Source organism: Kribbella amoyensis (assembly GCF_007828865.1).
Lineage (GTDB): Bacteria > Actinomycetota > Actinomycetes > Propionibacteriales > Kribbellaceae > Kribbella > Kribbella amoyensis.
On record NZ_VIVK01000001.1, the window covers coordinates 363,666 to 379,606 of the forward strand.

The window sequence follows — 15,941 nt, forward strand, 5'->3', positions numbered from 1 at the left end:
ATGGCCGACGACCTCTCCCGCCGTACCGTGCTCGCGATCCTCACCGGCACCGCCCTCGCCCCAGCGCTGGGCTCACTCCCCTCCGCGGCCGCTCCGGCCGCACCCGCCAGCGCCGGCGTCCCGCTGCGCGACCTCGACAAGCCGGGCCTGGTCCTGCGCGAGGTGGCGACGATCAGCGGCCCGACGCACCGGATGGTGTTCCACCGAGCCAGCTGGGACGGCGGCAGCAGCCACGTGTACGACCTGTGGTTCAACGACCGCGGCACCTGGATCCAGCTGACCGATCCGGCCCGGCGGTTCGACGAGCAGTGGGTGGTGATGGTCGGGACGGACGGCAGCCCCGGCGACTACTACACCTCGATGACACCGCACTGGGTCAGCCTCGACCAGCTCCGCAAGATCGACAGCCGGACCGTAGAGCTGACCACCGACACCCCCGGCGAACACCGGTTGACCCTGCGCTGGAGCGTCGCCGGTCCCGACCCGCTGGTCCGGACGACGGTGCTCGCCCGGCGCGAACGGCAGTACGTGCTCGGCTACCAGAGCGGCGACGCCAAGGACGCGGCCGCGGTCGGCGAGGTGCTCTGCGGGACCCGCCAGCACGCCCGGGTGATCGAGGACGTCGAGTCGCTCGGCGCCTGGGAGCTGATGGCGCCGATGACGTTGCTGCAGACAACGAAAGCGACCACCGGCGTCTTCGTGGCGAGCGAGTCGCTGCCGTTCGTGCACGAGCGCGAACTGCTGTCGGCGAACCAGCCGTTCGGGATGAGCCTGCGCAACGAGAAGCGCGGCGTCCAGGCGGTGGCGTTCGCGCCGCAGGCCGGGGTCCGGGCCGAGCTGAAGGCCAACCAGAGCAGCCGTTTCACCTTCGGCCTGTACGCCCGGCCCGGCTCGGTCAGCGATGCCTACGAGCACGTCGCCCGGGTGCAGTACGGGTACGACCGGTACCGGCGCAATGTCTACGGCACCTCGATGACGCAGACCGTGTTCAACCTGCTCGACCTGATCAAGGTGGAGCCGCCCGCGCGGGCCGACGGCGGGTTCACCCCGTCGCCGAGCGGCTGGTGGGCGCGGGCGAAGAGCTTCGCCGATCCCGAACACGACCAGGCGATCCGTACCTCCACGGCCGGTGTCCTGCTGGCCGCGGCCCTGTTGTCCGACGACGCCGACCTCTACAAGCGCCGGGCGAGGCCGTTGGTCGAGTTCCACCTGTCCCGGGAGAACCACGCCTGGACCCCGGTGAAGGGCAAGATCACCGAGGGCAGCACGTCGTACTACCGGCTCGGCGGTACTCCCGGTGACGCGTCCACGCTGGTCCCGCTCTACCGCCTCGGGCAGGAGCAGAGCGGTGGCGTCTTCGCGATGGCGATGAACGCGATCCGCAATCGCCCGAACAAGGGCTCCCGGACACCGATGAGCACGCCGCTGCAGGCGTACCTGCTGACCGGCAACGCGGCGTACCTGGCGGAGGCCCGGTCCGAGGCTCGGCGGTACGTGCAGCGTGAGGTGGATCCGCCGTACACGAAGAACGTTGCGGGCAACGGGTTCCAGTACAACTACAGCAAGGCCTGGACCGAGCTCTTCCTGGTCGGGGAGCTTGCCGACGACAACGAGTTGCTGGCGGCCGCCCGGGTGGAGGCGCGCCGGTTCGTCACCCAGACCCAGCTGCGCCCGGTCCCCAACGGCTCGGTCAAGGTGCCGAACCAGCCGCTCATCCTCGACCAGGCCGACCTGTGGAAGGACAGCCCGGGGATCTGGGACTACCCCCGCACGACGGTCCCGACCGAGACCGTGCCGGCCTGGGTGGTGTCGACCAACGGCGTCACCTTCGAGCAGCTCTCGACGTACAAGGTGTATCCGGCCCCGGGGAACACCAATCCGGGGGGCGGGCTCTCCCAGATCCCTGTCTGGGCGTCGTTCCTGGCCCGGCTCGCGGAACGGACGGGCGACGACCTGCTCCGCGACGTGGCGCACAACCTGGTCGTCGGCCGCTACACGAACTACCCCGGCTACTACAGCCGGCAGCACGACGTCGCGCACATGAAGCCCGACTTCCCCTACCAGGGCCCGTCCGGGATCAGCTCGGTCTACTACAGCCACATCCCGGCCCAGCTGGGGATGAGCATCGACCACCTGATCACCCGGCACGTGATCCGGTCCGGCGGGCGGATCAGCATGCCGTCGGACTTCGAGACGAACTACGTCTTCTTCCGGTTCGGGTTGTACGGCCACCGGCCCGGCACCTTCTACGGCGTCGAGAACGTCTGGCTGACCTTGCCGCGCGGCCTGGTCGACGCGAGTACGCCACAGGTCGACTGGATCGCCGGGGTCGCGGAAGGGACGCTCTGCCTGAGCCTCACCAACGCGGGCCCGGACCAGCAGCCGGTCACCCTCAAGCTGGATCGAGCCGTCCTCCCCAACCGCACGTACGCGGCCGAGGTCCACCTGGACGGCCAGGTGCGCCAGGTGACGATCCAGGACGGCCGCCTGACCACGTCCGTCCCCGGCCACGGCATCACCGCCGTCGTCGTTCGCGGTGCCGAGGTCCACCCGCCGGCCCACGCCCGCCCGGTCCTGCCGTACCGCGGGAAGGCGGACCACCACCTCGACGAGACCAACCCGAACGGGGTCCAGCGCGCACTGCTGCTCGTCCGCCCGGACGGCGCCGGCTACGACGCGTACGTCCAACTCGCGAACGAACAACCGGCCACCCTGCGGTACCGGATCGGTGAGAGCGAGCAGGTCGATCTCCCCGCGCCGTACTACCCGAACGAGTGGACCGTGGAGGTCGGCGATCTCACCGCGCCCTTCTCGTACCAGGTGCTCGTCGGCGGACAACCGACCACACCCGAGCCCGTCGTTCTCCGGCTGCCGTCGGTGGTCAGCGGCCAGGTGGCAGCGGGGACGACCGTTGCCGGTGACATCTACTGTGCCCCGGACACCACGGCCGGCGACAAGTTCCAGGTGACGGTGCGCGCCCGGGTCGGGACCACCGCGCTGTCCGGAGTCCAGGTGGTACTGCGGGTTCCGGATGGCTGGACGGCGTCTTTGAGGTCCGGGAGCAACGGTGAGCTTGCCGCGGGCGCGCTCGGTACTTGGGCGTACGACGTGACCGTGCCGGGTGAGGCCGCGGCTGGTACGAAGACTCTGACCGGGCAGGTCACCTGGTCCGGCGGTTCGGCGGATCTCGACCCGGCCGACGTCGAGGTCCTGCAGGCGTTGCGGTTGACGCCGATCGTGCTCGACCCGGCCATTCCGATCAAGCCGGGTGCGCAGGTCACCGTCCGCGGTACCGTCCTGAACGTGGGACCGTTGCCCCGGACCACCACGGTCACCCTGGTGAAGGCCGCGGGGTGGACCGCCTCGGCGGCCGACGTGGCCATCACCGTCCCCGGCCGCGAGGAGACGACCGTCAGCTTCACGGTGACGGCCCCGGCGACCGCGGTACCGGGCAGCCAGAACCGGATGACGCTGCGGCTGCCCGACGGGCGAACGGTCGCGGCGAACGTCCTGGTCCAGGGCACGGACGTCATCGTCGACGACGCGGACCCGTGGCCGAGGTACAGCGAGACCGGCTGGTGGGCGGCGAGCTCGCTGAGCGGCTGGAACCGCACCGCCAGCCGGTACAGCGTGGAGGGCCGGCTCGGTGGGACCGCGACCTGGCGGCCCGTTCTGGAGAAGGCGGGCCGCTACCTGGTCGCGATCTGGTACCCGAGCAACGCGGCCACGACGACGGCGGCCGTGTACGTCGTGCGCCACGCGGGTGGCGAGGACCGGTTCGTCGTCAACCAGCAGGAGCAGTCCGGCGGCTGGCGCGAGCTGGGCACCTTCGACTTCACCGCCGGATCGGACGGCTACGTCCAGGTCCGGGTCGAGGCCGAGGGCTTCCACCGGATCGACGCGGCCCTGTTCCGGCCCGTCGAGGGTTAGACCGGGACGCGCTCCTCGGTCTCGGCGTCCAGGTGCTCGATCGTCTGCAGCTGCGGGTTCCGCCGCAGGGTGACGATCAGGGCCAGGACGACGAGACCGAGGACCGCGGCGATCGGCGGCAGGAACCGTACTCCGAGCAGGTGGATCACGACGCCACCCACGATCGCGGACAACCCTGCCCCGAGGTAGATCGCGGACGCGTTGAGCGCGAGCAGCAGCCCGCCGCCGGATCCCAGCTCGAGCAGCAGGTTCTGGATCGGCGGGTTGAAGGCCCAGGTGAACAGGCTCCACACGAACAGCGCGATGCCGGCACCGGCGACGGTGACCGCCGTCAGGGACAGGGTCGCAATGACGACGGTGAAGCCGATCAGGACGACCGTCAGGGTGCGCAGACTCCCGAAGCGGTCAGTGGCCCGGCCGCCCAGCCAGTTGCCCAGCACCGCGCCCAGCCCGTAGACGAGGAGCAGAACGCTGACCACACCACCGGTGAGGTCCGCGGTCTCGTCGAGCAGCGGAACGATGTAGATGTAGACGCTCATGGTCGCGAGGACGGACAGCACCGTCATCACGAGGACGGTCTGCACCCGGCGATCGGCGACCCCGGCGAACCGCTCCTTCAGGCTCACCGCCGGCGGCGCATCCACCCGAGGCAGCGCAGCCCGGACCGCGATCGCGACCAGCGCGGCCACCGCGGCGATCAGCCCGAACACCCCGCGGTACCCAAGGCTGTCGCCGAGCAGGCTGCCGGCCGGGACACCGAGCACCAGCGCGAAGGTGAGTCCGCCGAAGACCACCGCGACAGCTCGTCCGCGTTCCGCTGGTGGCAGGAAGCCGGTGGCGAACAGCGTTGCCGCCGGGGTGTACGCGGCGGCTCCGAGGGCGGCAACGACGCGGCCGACGATCAGGACCGGGTAGTTGGACGCCACTGCGGCGATCACGTTGCCGAGCGCCGCCAGGAGCAACGCGGCGATGAGCAGAGTACGCCGCTCCCACCGGCCCGTCAGCGTGGACAGCAGCGGCGCACCGACGGCGTACGAGAGAGCGAACGCGGTGGCGAGCTGCCCAGCGGCGGTCAGCGAGACGTGCAGCTCCGAGCTGACCGCGGGCAGGACGCCGGACACGACGTACGCGCTGGTGCCGACGGCGAACGCACCAGCGGCCAGCAGGTAAAGGCGGGCGGACATCGAGGGACCCTCCTAGGACACGAGAGGACTATTTCGACGGCGATCGTACTACGATTCCCATCGAACTTCGACCATCGTCGTAGGATGGACCCATGAGCAGCCGGAAAGCCCTGCCCCAGCCCGACCGCGAGGAGATCCGCGTCGACGCTGTCCTGCAGGCCCTCGGTGAGCCGGTCCGGCTGACGATCGTCCGCGCCCTCGCGGACGCACCGGACGGCATCGCCTGCGGCGAGATCGAGCTCCCGGTGTCGGCCTCAACTCGCGCCCACCACCTGCGCATCCTGCGCGAGGCCGGCGTGATCAGCACCAACACCGACGGCACCCGCCGGATCAGTACCCTCCGCCGCGCCGACCTCGAGACCCTCTACCCCGGTCTGCTCCCGGGCGTCCTCGCCGCGAAGCGCTGAGCCGGAATCACCAGTTCGTCACCGAGCCGTCGGGACGGTGCAGCCGCGGAATCGGCGCGGTCGCCGGTACCGTCGCCTGACCGAAGTCGGCCGTGATCCCCAGGCCGGGGGTACCCGACGCGGTCAGCCGCCCCGGCTGGACGTCGATCGTCGAGGTGAACGCGCCGAGCGGCGGTGTCGCGCGATGCGCCTGCTCCTGGACACTCACGTTGGGCAGGGCCGTGGTGAAGTGCGTCGTGGCCGCGGTACAGAGCGGGCCGATCGAGTTGTGCGGAGCGAGCTGGACGTGGTGCGCCTCGCAGAGCGCGGCGATCTTGCGGCCCTCGGTGAGTCCGGTGTGGCCGAGGTCGAGCCGGGCGTGGTCGATCAGCTCGTCCTCGACCAACTGCCGGAACTCCCACTTCGTACAGAGCTGCTCCCCCGCCGCCAGGGGCACCCCGACCCGGCTCCGCAACGACTTGTACGCCGACAGGTGCTCGCTGCGGAGCGGATCCTCGACGAAGAACGGGCGGACCGGTTCGAGCTCACGGCACAGCTGGACCGCCTCGGCCAGGTCGAGCCGGGTGTGCACGTCGAGCAGCAACTCGGCCTCGTCCCCGAGCCCGGCCCGCAACTCCCGCATCAGGTCGACCGTCCACCGCACCGCGCGACGCTGGTCGTACTCGGGCTCCTGTGGATCCCAAGCCGTCAGCCGCAGGTGCTTCCAGCCCAGGTCGGACAATTCGGCCGCGTGATTGAGCACGTCGTCCATCGACCCACCACGGACGTGCGCGTACGCCGGTACGTAGTCCCGCGACCGGCCACCGAGCAACGCGTGCACCGGGACGCCGAGCCGCTGGCCCTGCAGGTCCCACAGGGCGATGTCCAGCCCGGCCAGGACGGACGCGTGATGCCGGTCGGACGGGAAGAACACCGAGCGGAAACCGAGCTGCCACAGGTGCTCGATCCGGGTCGCGTCGGCCCCGACGAACAGCGGCCGCAGATCCTCGATCAGACCGGCCGCGGCGCGTTCCCGGCCACGCATGCCGATCTCACCGATTCCGGCCAGGCCGTCCTCGGTCCGGACCACCGCCACCAGCGCCGCCCACTCGTCCGCGGCCGGCAAGGACACCAGGTCGATCTCCACGATCTTCATCCCGCCACCCCACCACACTCACCTCGCCACGGCCGCGCCGAAGGGCCGGTGACACCGGCATCGACCGCGAACAGGTGCCCACTACCGGCCGGCGGCGCCTCCAGTCCGAGCGAGGCCGTGGTGATCACCAAAGTGCTGCCCTGGAAGCAAACGGCGGTCGGCCGCGGGACCGGAAGCTCCACCGTGGCCAGCAGCTCACCGGTCGGTGCGTACCGGCGGACCTCGCTCGCGTCCCACACGGCGACCCAGACACAACCCTCGTCGTCGAGGACCAGACCGTCCGGGTTGCCGCCGGGCACCTCCACGATCGTGGTGCGCTCACCGGGTACTCGTCCGCCCTTCAGCGCGATGGCCTCGAGCCGGCGATGCGGGAGCGTGTCGACGAAGTACGCCGTGGCTCCGTCCGAAGCGAAGTCGAGGCCGTTGGCAACCGTCAGGTCGGTCAGCACTGTCTCGGCGGCACCGTCAGGATCCAGCCGGTAGAGCGAGGCCCTCGGTTCGCGCGGGATCGCCTGGGAGCCGGCCCAGAAGCTTCCGTCCGGGTGGCACGCGCCGTCGTTCATCAGATCCCGGCCACTGGTCAGCCCGGTCACCAACGAGGTCACCGTGCCGTCCTCGGCGAGATGCGCGAACCCTTCCCGGACCGCGAGCACCCAGCCCGCTCCGGGTACGGCCAAGGGTGCGGCGACCCCGACCGAGCGGCCGATGTCGTAGTCCCGCACCACGGTCAGTACGCCCCCGGCCAGCCGGCCGCGATGGACGCGGCCGGCGGCGATGTCGACCCAGACCAGGTCCCCGGTCCGCGGGTCGAGCCGAGGCGATTCCCCTTGGACATAAGCGGTTTCGGAGATCCGGTCAGCTCTTGACCGCACCGGCGATCCCCTCCACGAACGTCTTCTGCAGGAACAGGAACACCACGACGATCGGGATCACGCTGATACACGCGGCCGCCGCGAGCCCGGTCCAGTCGGTGGTGTCCTGGCCGTAGAACCCGTACATGCCGACGCCGAGGGTCCGCAGATCCGGGTTGCCCAGGGTGAACACCAGCGGGATGAAGAACGCGTTCCAGGCCCCGATGAAGTTCATCAGCGCGACCGTCCCGAGCACCGGTTTCGCCAGCGGCAGCATCACCTTCCAGTACGTCCGCAGGTACCCGGCGCCGTCGATCCGGGCCGCCTCCTCCAACTCCTTCGGGATGCCGCTGAAGAACCCCATGAACAGCAGCACCGGGACCACGAGCGCCGGACCGGCCTGGGCCAGCGCGGCCCCGAGCAGGCCGTTGCCCAGCCCGAGCCCGTTCACCAGCAGGAAGGTCGGGATGATCGTGTACCCGTGCGGGATGAACATCGTCGCGACGAGCAGCCCGACCAGGACCTTCTTGCCCGGCAACCCCGGCCGCGCCAGCGCGTACCCGGCGGTCGAGGCCACCAGCAGGACCAGCACCACCACGGCGATCGAGTACGTGACGGTGTTGGCCGTGTACGTGCTGAACTTGGCCGTCGTCCAGGCCCGCCGGAAGTTGTCCAGCGTGGCGTCGTCCGGCAGCAGCGCCAGCCCGCCGATCAGCATCTCCCGCGGGGTCTTGAACGCGGCCGAGATCATCCAGACGAACGGGTAGATCCAGACCAGGCAGAGCGGGATCAGCAGCAGGTGCCAGACGTTGCGCCGCAGGACCAGCCGGTTCATCCCCGGCCTCCCGACAACCGGCGCTTCAGGAAAGGTGCCTGCAGCAACGTCACGACCAGGGTCAGCAACCCGAACACCACGCCGGCGGCCGAGGCGAACCCGTACCGTGGCGCCTGCAGCGACGGGTCGAACGCGTACCGGTAGATGTAGGTCGGGACCACGTCGGTCGCGTAGTCCGGGCCGCCCTCGGTGACGGCCCGGACCAGGTCGAAGGTGCTCAGGCTGCGCTGGAAGACCAGTAGCAGGATCACCACCGCGATCGGCATCACGATCGGCAGGGTGACGAAGCGCAGGGCCCGCCAGAAGCCCGCGCCGTCGATCGCGGCCGCCTCCTGCAGGTCCTTCGGCACCGTCTGCAACGCGGCCAGCCAGTAGATCAAGGTGATCCCGAACCCCTTCCAGACGTCGATCGACAGCAACGTGGGCAACGCGGTCGACGTACTGCCGAGGAAGTTCACCGGCTGGTCCACCAGGCCGGTGTCCAGCAGTACCCGGTTCACCAGCCCGCCGGCCGGGTCGAGCAGGATCGCGATCACGATCCCGATCACCGCGGTGGTGGCCACGACCGGCAGGAACAGCACCAGCCGGTACACGTTGCGGAACCGCAGCCAGCTGTTGTTCAGCAGGATCGCCAGCACCAGCGCGAGCGGCATCTCCACGAAGATCGCCGCCAGCGAGAACACGAACGAGTGCCAGAACGCCCGCCAGAACGCGTCCGAGCCGAACACCTCGGCGAAGTTCGCGAACCCGACCCAGTCGGTGGCCGCGCCGACGCCGTCCCAGTCGAAGAACGCGTACCACCAGCTCGCGATCATCGGCCAGACGGTGAAGCCGCCGAACAACAGCACCATCGGGACCAGGAACAGGTAGCTCCACAGGTGTTTGCGGAACCGTCCCGGCCGGCCTGCTCCGCGCGGCGCGACCGGGACCTTCTCGAGCGGACGCTCGACGGTCGTGGTCATACGGTCAGCCTCCCGGCGTGTAATCCTTCAGCGGGTCCCAGCCGGCGAACGTCAGGTCCTTCGCCGAACCCTCCTGGCCCTTGCCCTTCAGCTCCGTGGCGGCCTGGCCCAAATAGCTGCCGAGCTTCTTGTCCAGCTGGGCCGCGGCCGGGGCGAACGGCTGGTTCTTGATGATCGAGCTGACCGCGGCGTCGGTGTACTTCAGGTCCGGCTCGGCCGCCAGCGCCTCGGTCATCGCGCGGCCGCCCGCACTGGCCAGCGACGGGTTCGGTGCCCGGCGCATCGTCTCCTCGGCCACCTTCAGCAGCGCCGCCTGGTCCGGGTTCTTCTCCGCCTCGGACTTCCACGCGCCCTCCAGCGCGGTCAGCGTGCCGAACTTCTGGTAGTACGCCTGGTGGAAGCCCTCCGAGGCGAGGAAGTCCATCACCTTCCAGCCCTCCGCCTTGTGCGCCGACTTGGCCGACATCGACCACAGCGGGCTGAACGACTTGCTCAGCGGCAGGTACGCGCCCCGCCCGGCGTCCGGTACCGGTAGTCCGGCGACGCCCAGCTTGAGCTCGGGTGCCAGCTTGCGTACCTCGGCGACGTGCCAGGGCGCGGTCGGGTACATCGCCAGCCGGCCGGCCGCGAACTCCTTGAACGCGCGGCTGCCGTCCCAGCTCTCCCAGCCGGGCATCAGCACCTTCGCGGCCTGCAGCCGGCGGTGCAGCTCGACCGCCTCGACCAGGCCCGGGCTGGACAGCGCGGGCTTGCCGGTCCGGAAGTCGACGCCGGTCGCGGGCACGGAGTACGGCACCGCGGTCCCGGCCAGCATCTCGACCGAGGGCGCCTTCGCCGAGGTCGGGGCGTAGCCGAAGTACTTGCCCTTGCCGTCGGCGGTGACCTTGGTGGCGATCCGCTCGAGGTCGCCCCAGGTCTTCGGCGGTCCGTCGAACCCGGACTGCTTCAGCAGGTCCTCGTTGTAGAGGAACACCCGCAGCGTCGACCACGGGCCCCACACCAGCGGCAGGCTCATCAGCTTGCCGTCCCGGTGCAGACCGGAGGTGGCCGGATCCATCGAGCCCTCGGGGAACCGCTTGAGGAAGTCGGGCGTGACGAACTCGTCCAGCGGCGCGACCCAGCCGCGGGCCGCCATCCGGTCCATACCGTCGTCCTGAGCCCGGAAGACGTCCGGGGCGTTGTTCTGCTGGAACATCAGCTCGACCGCGTTGAGCTGCTGGTCGGTGGGATTCTCCAGCACCTTGACGGCGATCCCCGGGTTCGCCTTCTCGAACTCGTCGAACTGCTGGCGGTAGAACTCGCTGGCCCCGGGCGGATCCGGGACGAGCGCGACGGTGACGGTGACCTTGCCGGTGTCAGCCGTGTCCGGGCTGCCGCCGACGAGGTTGCACCCCGACAGGGCGAGCGCCACCGTGCCGGCGAGCACGGTGAGCGCAGGGCGGATCTTCATGATCAGCTCCGTAGGTCGTGGCGCGGGGGCGCCTGGATCCGATGATCGGCCGGGCCGTGGTGGCCCAACTGCGAGTTGATGGCGTCGGCGGTCTCCACCACGAGCCGGGACAGTTCCTGCTCGCGGGCGGGGAGGTCGACGACGCTGGACGGGCCGGACAGGGACAGCGCCGCGACGACCCGGCCGGTCCGGTCCCGCAACGGTGCGGCCAGGCAGGACCGGCCGAGCGACAGTTCCTCGGTCTCGGTCGAGTAGCCCTGCCAGGCGACCCGCAGGATCGCCTCGTCCAGCGCGTCGTGGTCGGTGATCGTGCGCGGGGTGTACCCGGCCAGGTCGCCCAGCAGGGTCCGCCGCTCGGCCACCTCGAGCAGCAGGCTCTTGCCGAGCGCGGTCGCGTGCAGCGGATTACGCCGGCCGGTCAGGACGAACGACCGCGGTGCGAGGTGCCCTTCGAAGTTGCACAGGTAGAAGGCCTGCTTGCCCTCGCGGATCGCGACGTTCGCGCCCAGTCCGGTGGCCGCGGCGAGCGACTGGGCACGTTGCCGGGCCGCCTGGTGGACGGGATGCCCGTTCACCGCCACCCCGGCCAGCGTGATCAGGTCGGCGCCGAGCCGGTACTGCCCGTCGCTGCCCCGTTCGACGAAGGCGACCTGTTCGAGGGTGCTGAGCAACCGCGAGGCCGTGGACTGCCGGAGGCCGGCGATCCTCGCCACCTCCGAGACGCGCAGCGCACCGCTCTCGGTGAACGCGTGCAGGACGGCCGCGGCGCGTTCCACGCTCTGGTTCGTCCCGGTCTCGACGCCCACGGCTGCATCCCTCTCCTTGAATGATGGACGATGCCATCCACCATGTGGCAGCCTTACGCACATGATGGATCTCGTCAAGCATCAAACGGATGCCGAATGCTGACCAGTGAGGAGTTCGCCATGACCGACCAGCCGGTGCCGCCGACGGTCCAGGGCTTGGTCCCGATCCTCGCCACGCCCTTCCACCCGGACGGCAGCCTGGATCTGCCGAGCCTGCGCCGGTTGACCGAGTTCCAGCTCGCCAGTGGGGTGGACGGCGTCGCCGTGCTCGGGATGGCCAGTGAGGCGTTCGCCCTGACGAGCGCGGAGCGGCGCGAGGTGACGACCACGGTCGCCGACGTGGTCGGCGGGCACGCTCCACTGGTGGTCGGCGTCGCGGCGACCTCGACGGTGACGGCGGTCGAGCAGACCACCGAGGCGGCCGCGGCAGGAGCCGACGCGGTGATGGTGCTGCCGCCGTTCATGGTGCCGCCGAGTCCGGCCCAGCTACCGGCGTTCTACTCGGCCGTGGCCGCGGTCGGGCCCGAGGTGATGGTGCAGGACGCTCCAGGCGCGACCGGGGTGGCCATGTCCCCACAGCAGATCGCCGAGCTCGGTGCCCTCGCGGGCGTCACGTCGGTCAAGGTCGAGGCTCCCCCGACAGCGCCGAAGGTGGCGGCCGTGGTGGATCGGATCAGCGATCCCGGTTTCGTCGTTCTCGGTGGGCAGAACGCCCAGTTCCTGCTGGACGAACTCGCGGCCGGCGCGGTCGGCTCGATGCCCGCGTGCGAGATCCCCGACCTGCTCGCGCCCGTCTTCACCGACTGGCGAGCCGGGCGGTACGACGACGCGCGGGCGCGGTTCGATCTGTTGCTGCCGTTGCTGGTGTACGGGCTGCAGTCCGGGATCGCCTGGGCCGTGCACAAGGAGGTCCTGGTTCGCCGCCGTCTGATCGACCACCCCACCGTCCGGGTCCCGGCCCGGGACCTGGACGACCGCGCCCGTTCCGGACTGACTGCCATACTCGACCGGCTGGACCTTCCGGCCGGAACCACGCCGCTGACTGGGATCCGCTGATGCCGACGATCACCGAAGTCGAGACCTTCCCCCTCGTCCTGGCCGGGCCGGACGCGCCCGCCCGGACCTACTCCACCAAGCCACCCTGGCCGAGCATCTACGGGTCGAACCGCGAAGCCCTGTTGGTGAAACTCACCGCGGACGACGGCTCGATCGGCTGGGGCGAAGCGCTGGTCCCGGTCTCGCCCGAGGTGCCGGCCAAGATCATCGACCTGCTGCTGAAGCCCGCCCTGCTCGGCGCCGACCCGACCAGGGTGCGCCCGCTGGTCGCCGCGCTCCGGGCCCTGATGCGGGAACGCGGCCACCTCGGCGGGCACCAGGGCGACGCCGTCGCCGCGATCGACGTGGCGCTGTGGGATCTGGCCGGCCGCATCGCCGGGGTCCCGGTACACCAACTGCTCGGCGGAGCACAGCGCGACGTCGTCCCGACGTACGTGTCCGGGCTGCCCGGTAAGAAGGACAGCGAGCGGGTCGCGCAGGCCGAGGACTGGGTGGCTCGCGGAGTACGGCAGGTCAAGGTCGGGCTGGGTCACGGGGTCCGCGAGGACCTCCGGGCGGTCGAGGCGTTGCGAGGGGTGCACGACGACCTGCTCGTCGCGGTCGACATCCACGGGGTGTACGACGTGGCGCAGGCGGTGCGGCTCGGCCGGGGACTCGACAGCCTGGGCGGCTGGTTCCTGGAGGCGCCGATCGGATTCGAGGACGTCGCCGGCCACGCCGAGGTCGCTCGCCGGATCGACACCCCGGTCGCGATCGGCGAGAGCCTGCGGCATCGGCAGGAGTTCCGGCCGTGGCTGGAGGCTGGCGCGGCCTCGATCCTGCAGCCCGACGTCGGCCGCACCGGCATCACCGAGGCGGTGGACCTGGCCGCGATCACGGAGACCTGGTTCGTCCCGCTCGCGCCGCACCACTCCACCGGACTCGGGGTCGTCCTGGCCGCGAGTGTCCACGCTTCCGCGGCGATGGCGAACCTGCTGGCCTACGAGTTCCACCCGACCCTCTTCGGCAAGGTGAACGAGATCCTGGCGACCCCGTTGCCGTCGGGTGAGCACGGGTTCGCCGTACCGGACGGGCCGGGGCTGGGGATCGAGGTCGACGAGGACGCCGTCCGCGCGGCGAGCGTCCGATGACCCGGCGCGCCCTGGTGATCGGGGCCACCACTCCGATCGGTACCGCGATCGTGGCCGCCCTGGTCGCGGACGGGTGCCGGGTCGCCGGGGCGTCGCTGGAGGACAAGGACGTCGAGGGCCTGGACCTGCACCTGGCCGCGGACTGCTCCGATTCCGGCACGGCGGCCGAGGTGCTCGACCGGGTGGTCGCGGAGTTCGGCGGGCTGGACGTCCTGGTCTCCGCGGCCGGACGGATGCCGTTGGAACCGGCTCACCGGACGACCGACGAGCAGTGGCGCGACGCCCTCGCGAACACGCTGGACACCTTCTTCTTTCCCTTACGGTCCGCGCTTCCCGCGCTGTTCGTGAGCGAGGCCGCTTCGGTGGTCGCGGTGTCGTCGGTGAACACCCTGGTCGCCGCACCGTGGGCGGCCGCGTACACGGCGGCCAAGGGCGGAGTCGACGCGCTCGTCCGCCAACTCGCGGTCGAGTACGCCGGTCGCGGGGTCCGGGTCAACGCGGTCGCTCCCGGCATCGTCGGTGGGGGCAGCCGGCCCGACGCCGCGGCCGGGTACCCGATCGGCCGCACCATCCTGCCGACCGAGGTCGCCGACGCGGTCACGTTCCTGGCCGGGCCTCGTGCTTCTGCGATCACGGGAGTCGTCCTGCCCGTCGACGGAGGGCTCTCCGTCGTCTCCCCTGCGGTGGTGGGGCGGGCGGATCTGCAAGCCAGGTTGCGCGATGGCTGAGGTCGAGCTGACCGGCCGGGCCGCGCCCGTCTACCGCGTCCTCGACTGGGTACCGCGGATCGCGGTGGTGACCGGCCTCTGGCTGCTGGGCGTTGCCGCGGGCTTGGTGCTCGCCGGTATCGCCCCGGCCACGCTGGCTGCCCACCAGGTGATGCACTCGTGGCTGCACAACTCCGGAGTTCGTGCGTGGCCGCGGTTCTGGTCCGCTTGGCGGGAGTGGATCGGCCGGGGACAGGTGGTGCTCGGGTTGCCGCTGGCGACGGTGTGGGTGCTGGCGTTCTACCTGGTCGCGGGGCGGCAGACCGTCTGGGCCGCGGCCTTGTCTGTCGTACTGCTCGGCTATCTGGTGACGTTGTGGCTGTTGCCCGCTGTGGCGGTCTCGGCCGGGCCCCGCTCGGCAAGGGACCTCTGGCTGCTCACGATCCACCTCGGCTGGCGCCGTCCGGGTCTGCCGCTCGCGGCTGCCGCGGTACTCGTCGCGGTGTCTGTCGGCGCTTGGTACCTCGCTCCCGCGGCTCTGCTGTTCGGGCCGGCTACGGCGGCGCTCGGTGCGGTCCTGGTTGTGCGGTGGGTCAGCCGACCGCGGCCGACGCGTGATACCCCAGTCCCGACGAGATCTGGTCCGCCTGCTCGATGACCTGCAGGGCCAGGGACTCCTCGCGGGTCGGCAGGTCCATCGCGGACAGCGGGCCGGACACGGACAGGGCGGCGACGATCGCGCCGGTACGGTCCCGGATCGGCGCGGCCAGGCACGCCCGGCCGAAGGCGAGCTCCTCCAGCTCCAGTGCGTAGCCGCGCTCCCGGACCTTCTTCAGCATCTCGGCCAGCGCGGCCGGGTCGGTCACGGTGTGCGGCGTGTAGCGGGCCAGGTCCTTGCCGAGCAGTTCCTGCCACTCGTCCCGCGGCATCTCGCTGATCAGCGCCTTGCCGATCGCGGTCGAGTGCAGCGGACCGGTCCGGCCGACCAGCGTCGACGACCGACCGGCCGCGCGCCCCTCGAAGTGGCACAGGTAGAACATCTCGGCGCCGCGGCGTTCGGCGACGTTGGCGCCGAGGTTGAGGTCGGCGGCGAGGTTCTGGGCGACCTGGCGGGACTGCTGGTGAACGGGCATCTCGTTCAGCCCGATCCCGGCCAGCGTGATCACCTTCGGGCCGATGCCGTACAGCCCGCTGCGCTGGTCGTAGGCGAGAAAGCCCAGCGCCACCAGCGCACCGACCAGCCGCGACACGGTGGACTGACCGAGCCCGGTCGCCTCGACCAGTTCGGAGACGCGCCGCTGCGGATGCGCCTCGGTGAACTCGGACAGCAACGACAGCGCCCGCTCGACACTCTGCGTCCCCGGGCCGGCCTCCCGGCCGATCGCACGCGCCACGAACTCGCCTTTCACTAAATGGTTTCCTTATCCGCATGGTAGATGGTGGACGGGGCGCAATCCACCGCCCGCGCCGGGCCCCACCTCCGCTGAT

At 70.8% G+C, this 15,941-nt stretch carries 14 protein-coding genes; 6 read left to right on the forward strand and 8 right to left on the reverse strand.

The window, feature by feature from the left end:
• On the forward strand, positions 1-3,930 hold the full coding sequence (locus tag FB561_RS01760) for a golvesin C-terminal-like domain-containing protein (RefSeq protein WP_145802319.1): 3,930 nt from the start codon (positions 1-3) through the stop codon (positions 3,928-3,930).
• Here FB561_RS01760 and FB561_RS01765 read toward each other — a convergent pair.
• Positions 3,927-5,114, reverse strand: a complete 1,188-nt coding sequence (locus FB561_RS01765) for an MFS transporter (RefSeq protein ID WP_145802320.1) — start codon at positions 5,112-5,114, stop codon at positions 3,927-3,929. The two genes, FB561_RS01760 and FB561_RS01765, sit on opposite strands and share 4 nt — an antisense overlap.
• 92 nt (positions 5,115-5,206) lie before the next feature.
• On the opposite strand from FB561_RS01765, the gene FB561_RS01770 reads away from it, so the two are divergent.
• A complete protein-coding gene (locus FB561_RS01770; protein ID WP_145802322.1) occupies positions 5,207-5,521 on the forward strand; it encodes an ArsR/SmtB family transcription factor in 315 nt (104 codons plus the stop codon).
• Between the two features lie 7 nt (positions 5,522-5,528).
• On the opposite strand, the gene FB561_RS01775 is transcribed toward FB561_RS01770, so the two are convergent.
• The 6 genes from FB561_RS01775 to FB561_RS01800 are packed head-to-tail and all read right to left on the reverse strand — an operon-like array spanning position 5,529 to position 11,560.
• On the reverse strand, positions 5,529-6,656 hold the full coding sequence (locus FB561_RS01775; protein WP_145802324.1) for a mandelate racemase/muconate lactonizing enzyme family protein: 1,128 nt from the start codon (positions 6,654-6,656) through the stop codon (positions 5,529-5,531).
• Positions 6,653-7,528, reverse strand: a complete 876-nt coding sequence (locus tag FB561_RS01780) for an SMP-30/gluconolactonase/LRE family protein (RefSeq protein ID WP_145802327.1) — start codon at positions 7,526-7,528, stop codon at positions 6,653-6,655. Before FB561_RS01780 ends, FB561_RS01775 begins: the two co-directional genes overlap by 4 nt.
• A complete protein-coding gene (locus FB561_RS01785; RefSeq protein ID WP_145802329.1) occupies positions 7,512-8,342 on the reverse strand; it encodes a carbohydrate ABC transporter permease in 831 nt (276 codons plus the stop codon). Before FB561_RS01785 ends, FB561_RS01780 begins: the two co-directional genes overlap by 17 nt.
• Positions 8,339-9,304 carry a carbohydrate ABC transporter permease gene (locus tag FB561_RS01790; RefSeq protein ID WP_145802331.1) on the reverse strand — a complete coding sequence of 322 codons (966 nt, stop codon included), beginning with the start codon at positions 9,302-9,304 and terminating at the stop codon, positions 8,339-8,341. Before FB561_RS01790 ends, FB561_RS01785 begins: the two co-directional genes overlap by 4 nt.
• A 4-nt stretch (positions 9,305-9,308) precedes the next feature.
• A complete protein-coding gene (locus FB561_RS01795; RefSeq protein ID WP_145802333.1) occupies positions 9,309-10,754 on the reverse strand; it encodes an ABC transporter substrate-binding protein in 1,446 nt (481 codons plus the stop codon).
• A gap of 2 nt (positions 10,755-10,756) precedes the next feature.
• Positions 10,757-11,560, reverse strand: a complete 804-nt coding sequence (locus FB561_RS01800; protein ID WP_145802335.1) for an IclR family transcriptional regulator — start codon at positions 11,558-11,560, stop codon at positions 10,757-10,759.
• 120 nt (positions 11,561-11,680) lie between these two features.
• Here FB561_RS01800 and FB561_RS01805 point away from each other — a divergent pair, with 120 nt between their 5' ends.
• From FB561_RS01805 to FB561_RS01820, 4 genes are read left to right on the forward strand one after another with little or no spacing between them, the layout of a single operon-like run.
• Complete coding sequence (locus tag FB561_RS01805; protein ID WP_202880520.1) at positions 11,681-12,616, forward strand: dihydrodipicolinate synthase family protein; 936 nt, start codon at positions 11,681-11,683, stop codon at positions 12,614-12,616.
• The gene (locus FB561_RS01810) at positions 12,616-13,746 is read left to right on the forward strand and encodes a mandelate racemase/muconate lactonizing enzyme family protein (protein WP_145802337.1); all 1,131 of its coding nucleotides are present in this window, start codon (positions 12,616-12,618) and stop codon (positions 13,744-13,746) included. The genes FB561_RS01805 and FB561_RS01810 overlap by 1 nt, the downstream gene beginning before the upstream one ends.
• Positions 13,743-14,474, forward strand: coding sequence for an SDR family NAD(P)-dependent oxidoreductase (locus tag FB561_RS01815; RefSeq protein ID WP_145802339.1), 732 nt, complete (start codon positions 13,743-13,745; stop codon positions 14,472-14,474). The genes FB561_RS01810 and FB561_RS01815 overlap by 4 nt, the downstream gene beginning before the upstream one ends.
• On the forward strand, positions 14,467-15,111 hold the full coding sequence (locus FB561_RS01820) for a DUF624 domain-containing protein (RefSeq protein WP_145802340.1): 645 nt from the start codon (positions 14,467-14,469) through the stop codon (positions 15,109-15,111). The genes FB561_RS01815 and FB561_RS01820 overlap by 8 nt, the downstream gene beginning before the upstream one ends.
• On the opposite strand, the gene FB561_RS01825 is transcribed toward FB561_RS01820, so the two are convergent.
• Positions 15,047-15,847 (reverse strand): IclR family transcriptional regulator, encoded by an 801-nt coding sequence (locus FB561_RS01825; protein WP_145802343.1) that lies wholly within the window; start codon positions 15,845-15,847, stop codon positions 15,047-15,049. The genes FB561_RS01820 and FB561_RS01825 overlap by 65 nt on opposite strands.
• Between the last annotated feature and the right edge of the window lie 94 nt (positions 15,848-15,941).

Coding starts and splice junctions, on each gene's coding strand:
- FB561_RS01760 (WP_145802319.1), top strand. CDS start 1: ATGGCCGACGACCTCTCCCGCCGTACCGTGCTCGCGATCCTCACCGGC.
- FB561_RS01765 (WP_145802320.1), bottom strand. CDS start 5,114: ATGTCCGCCCGCCTTTACCTGCTGGCCGCTGGTGCGTTCGCCGTCGGC.
- FB561_RS01770 (WP_145802322.1), top strand. CDS start 5,207: ATGAGCAGCCGGAAAGCCCTGCCCCAGCCCGACCGCGAGGAGATCCGC.
- FB561_RS01775 (WP_145802324.1), bottom strand. CDS start 6,656: ATGAAGATCGTGGAGATCGACCTGGTGTCCTTGCCGGCCGCGGACGAG.
- FB561_RS01785 (WP_145802329.1), bottom strand. CDS start 8,342: ATGAACCGGCTGGTCCTGCGGCGCAACGTCTGGCACCTGCTGCTGATC.
- FB561_RS01790 (WP_145802331.1), bottom strand. CDS start 9,304: ATGACCACGACCGTCGAGCGTCCGCTCGAGAAGGTCCCGGTCGCGCCG.
- FB561_RS01795 (WP_145802333.1), bottom strand. CDS start 10,754: ATGAAGATCCGCCCTGCGCTCACCGTGCTCGCCGGCACGGTGGCGCTC.
- FB561_RS01805 (WP_202880520.1), top strand. CDS start 11,681: ATGACCGACCAGCCGGTGCCGCCGACGGTCCAGGGCTTGGTCCCGATC.
- FB561_RS01810 (WP_145802337.1), top strand. CDS start 12,616: ATGCCGACGATCACCGAAGTCGAGACCTTCCCCCTCGTCCTGGCCGGG.
- FB561_RS01815 (WP_145802339.1), top strand. CDS start 13,743: ATGACCCGGCGCGCCCTGGTGATCGGGGCCACCACTCCGATCGGTACC.
- FB561_RS01820 (WP_145802340.1), top strand. CDS start 14,467: ATGGCTGAGGTCGAGCTGACCGGCCGGGCCGCGCCCGTCTACCGCGTC.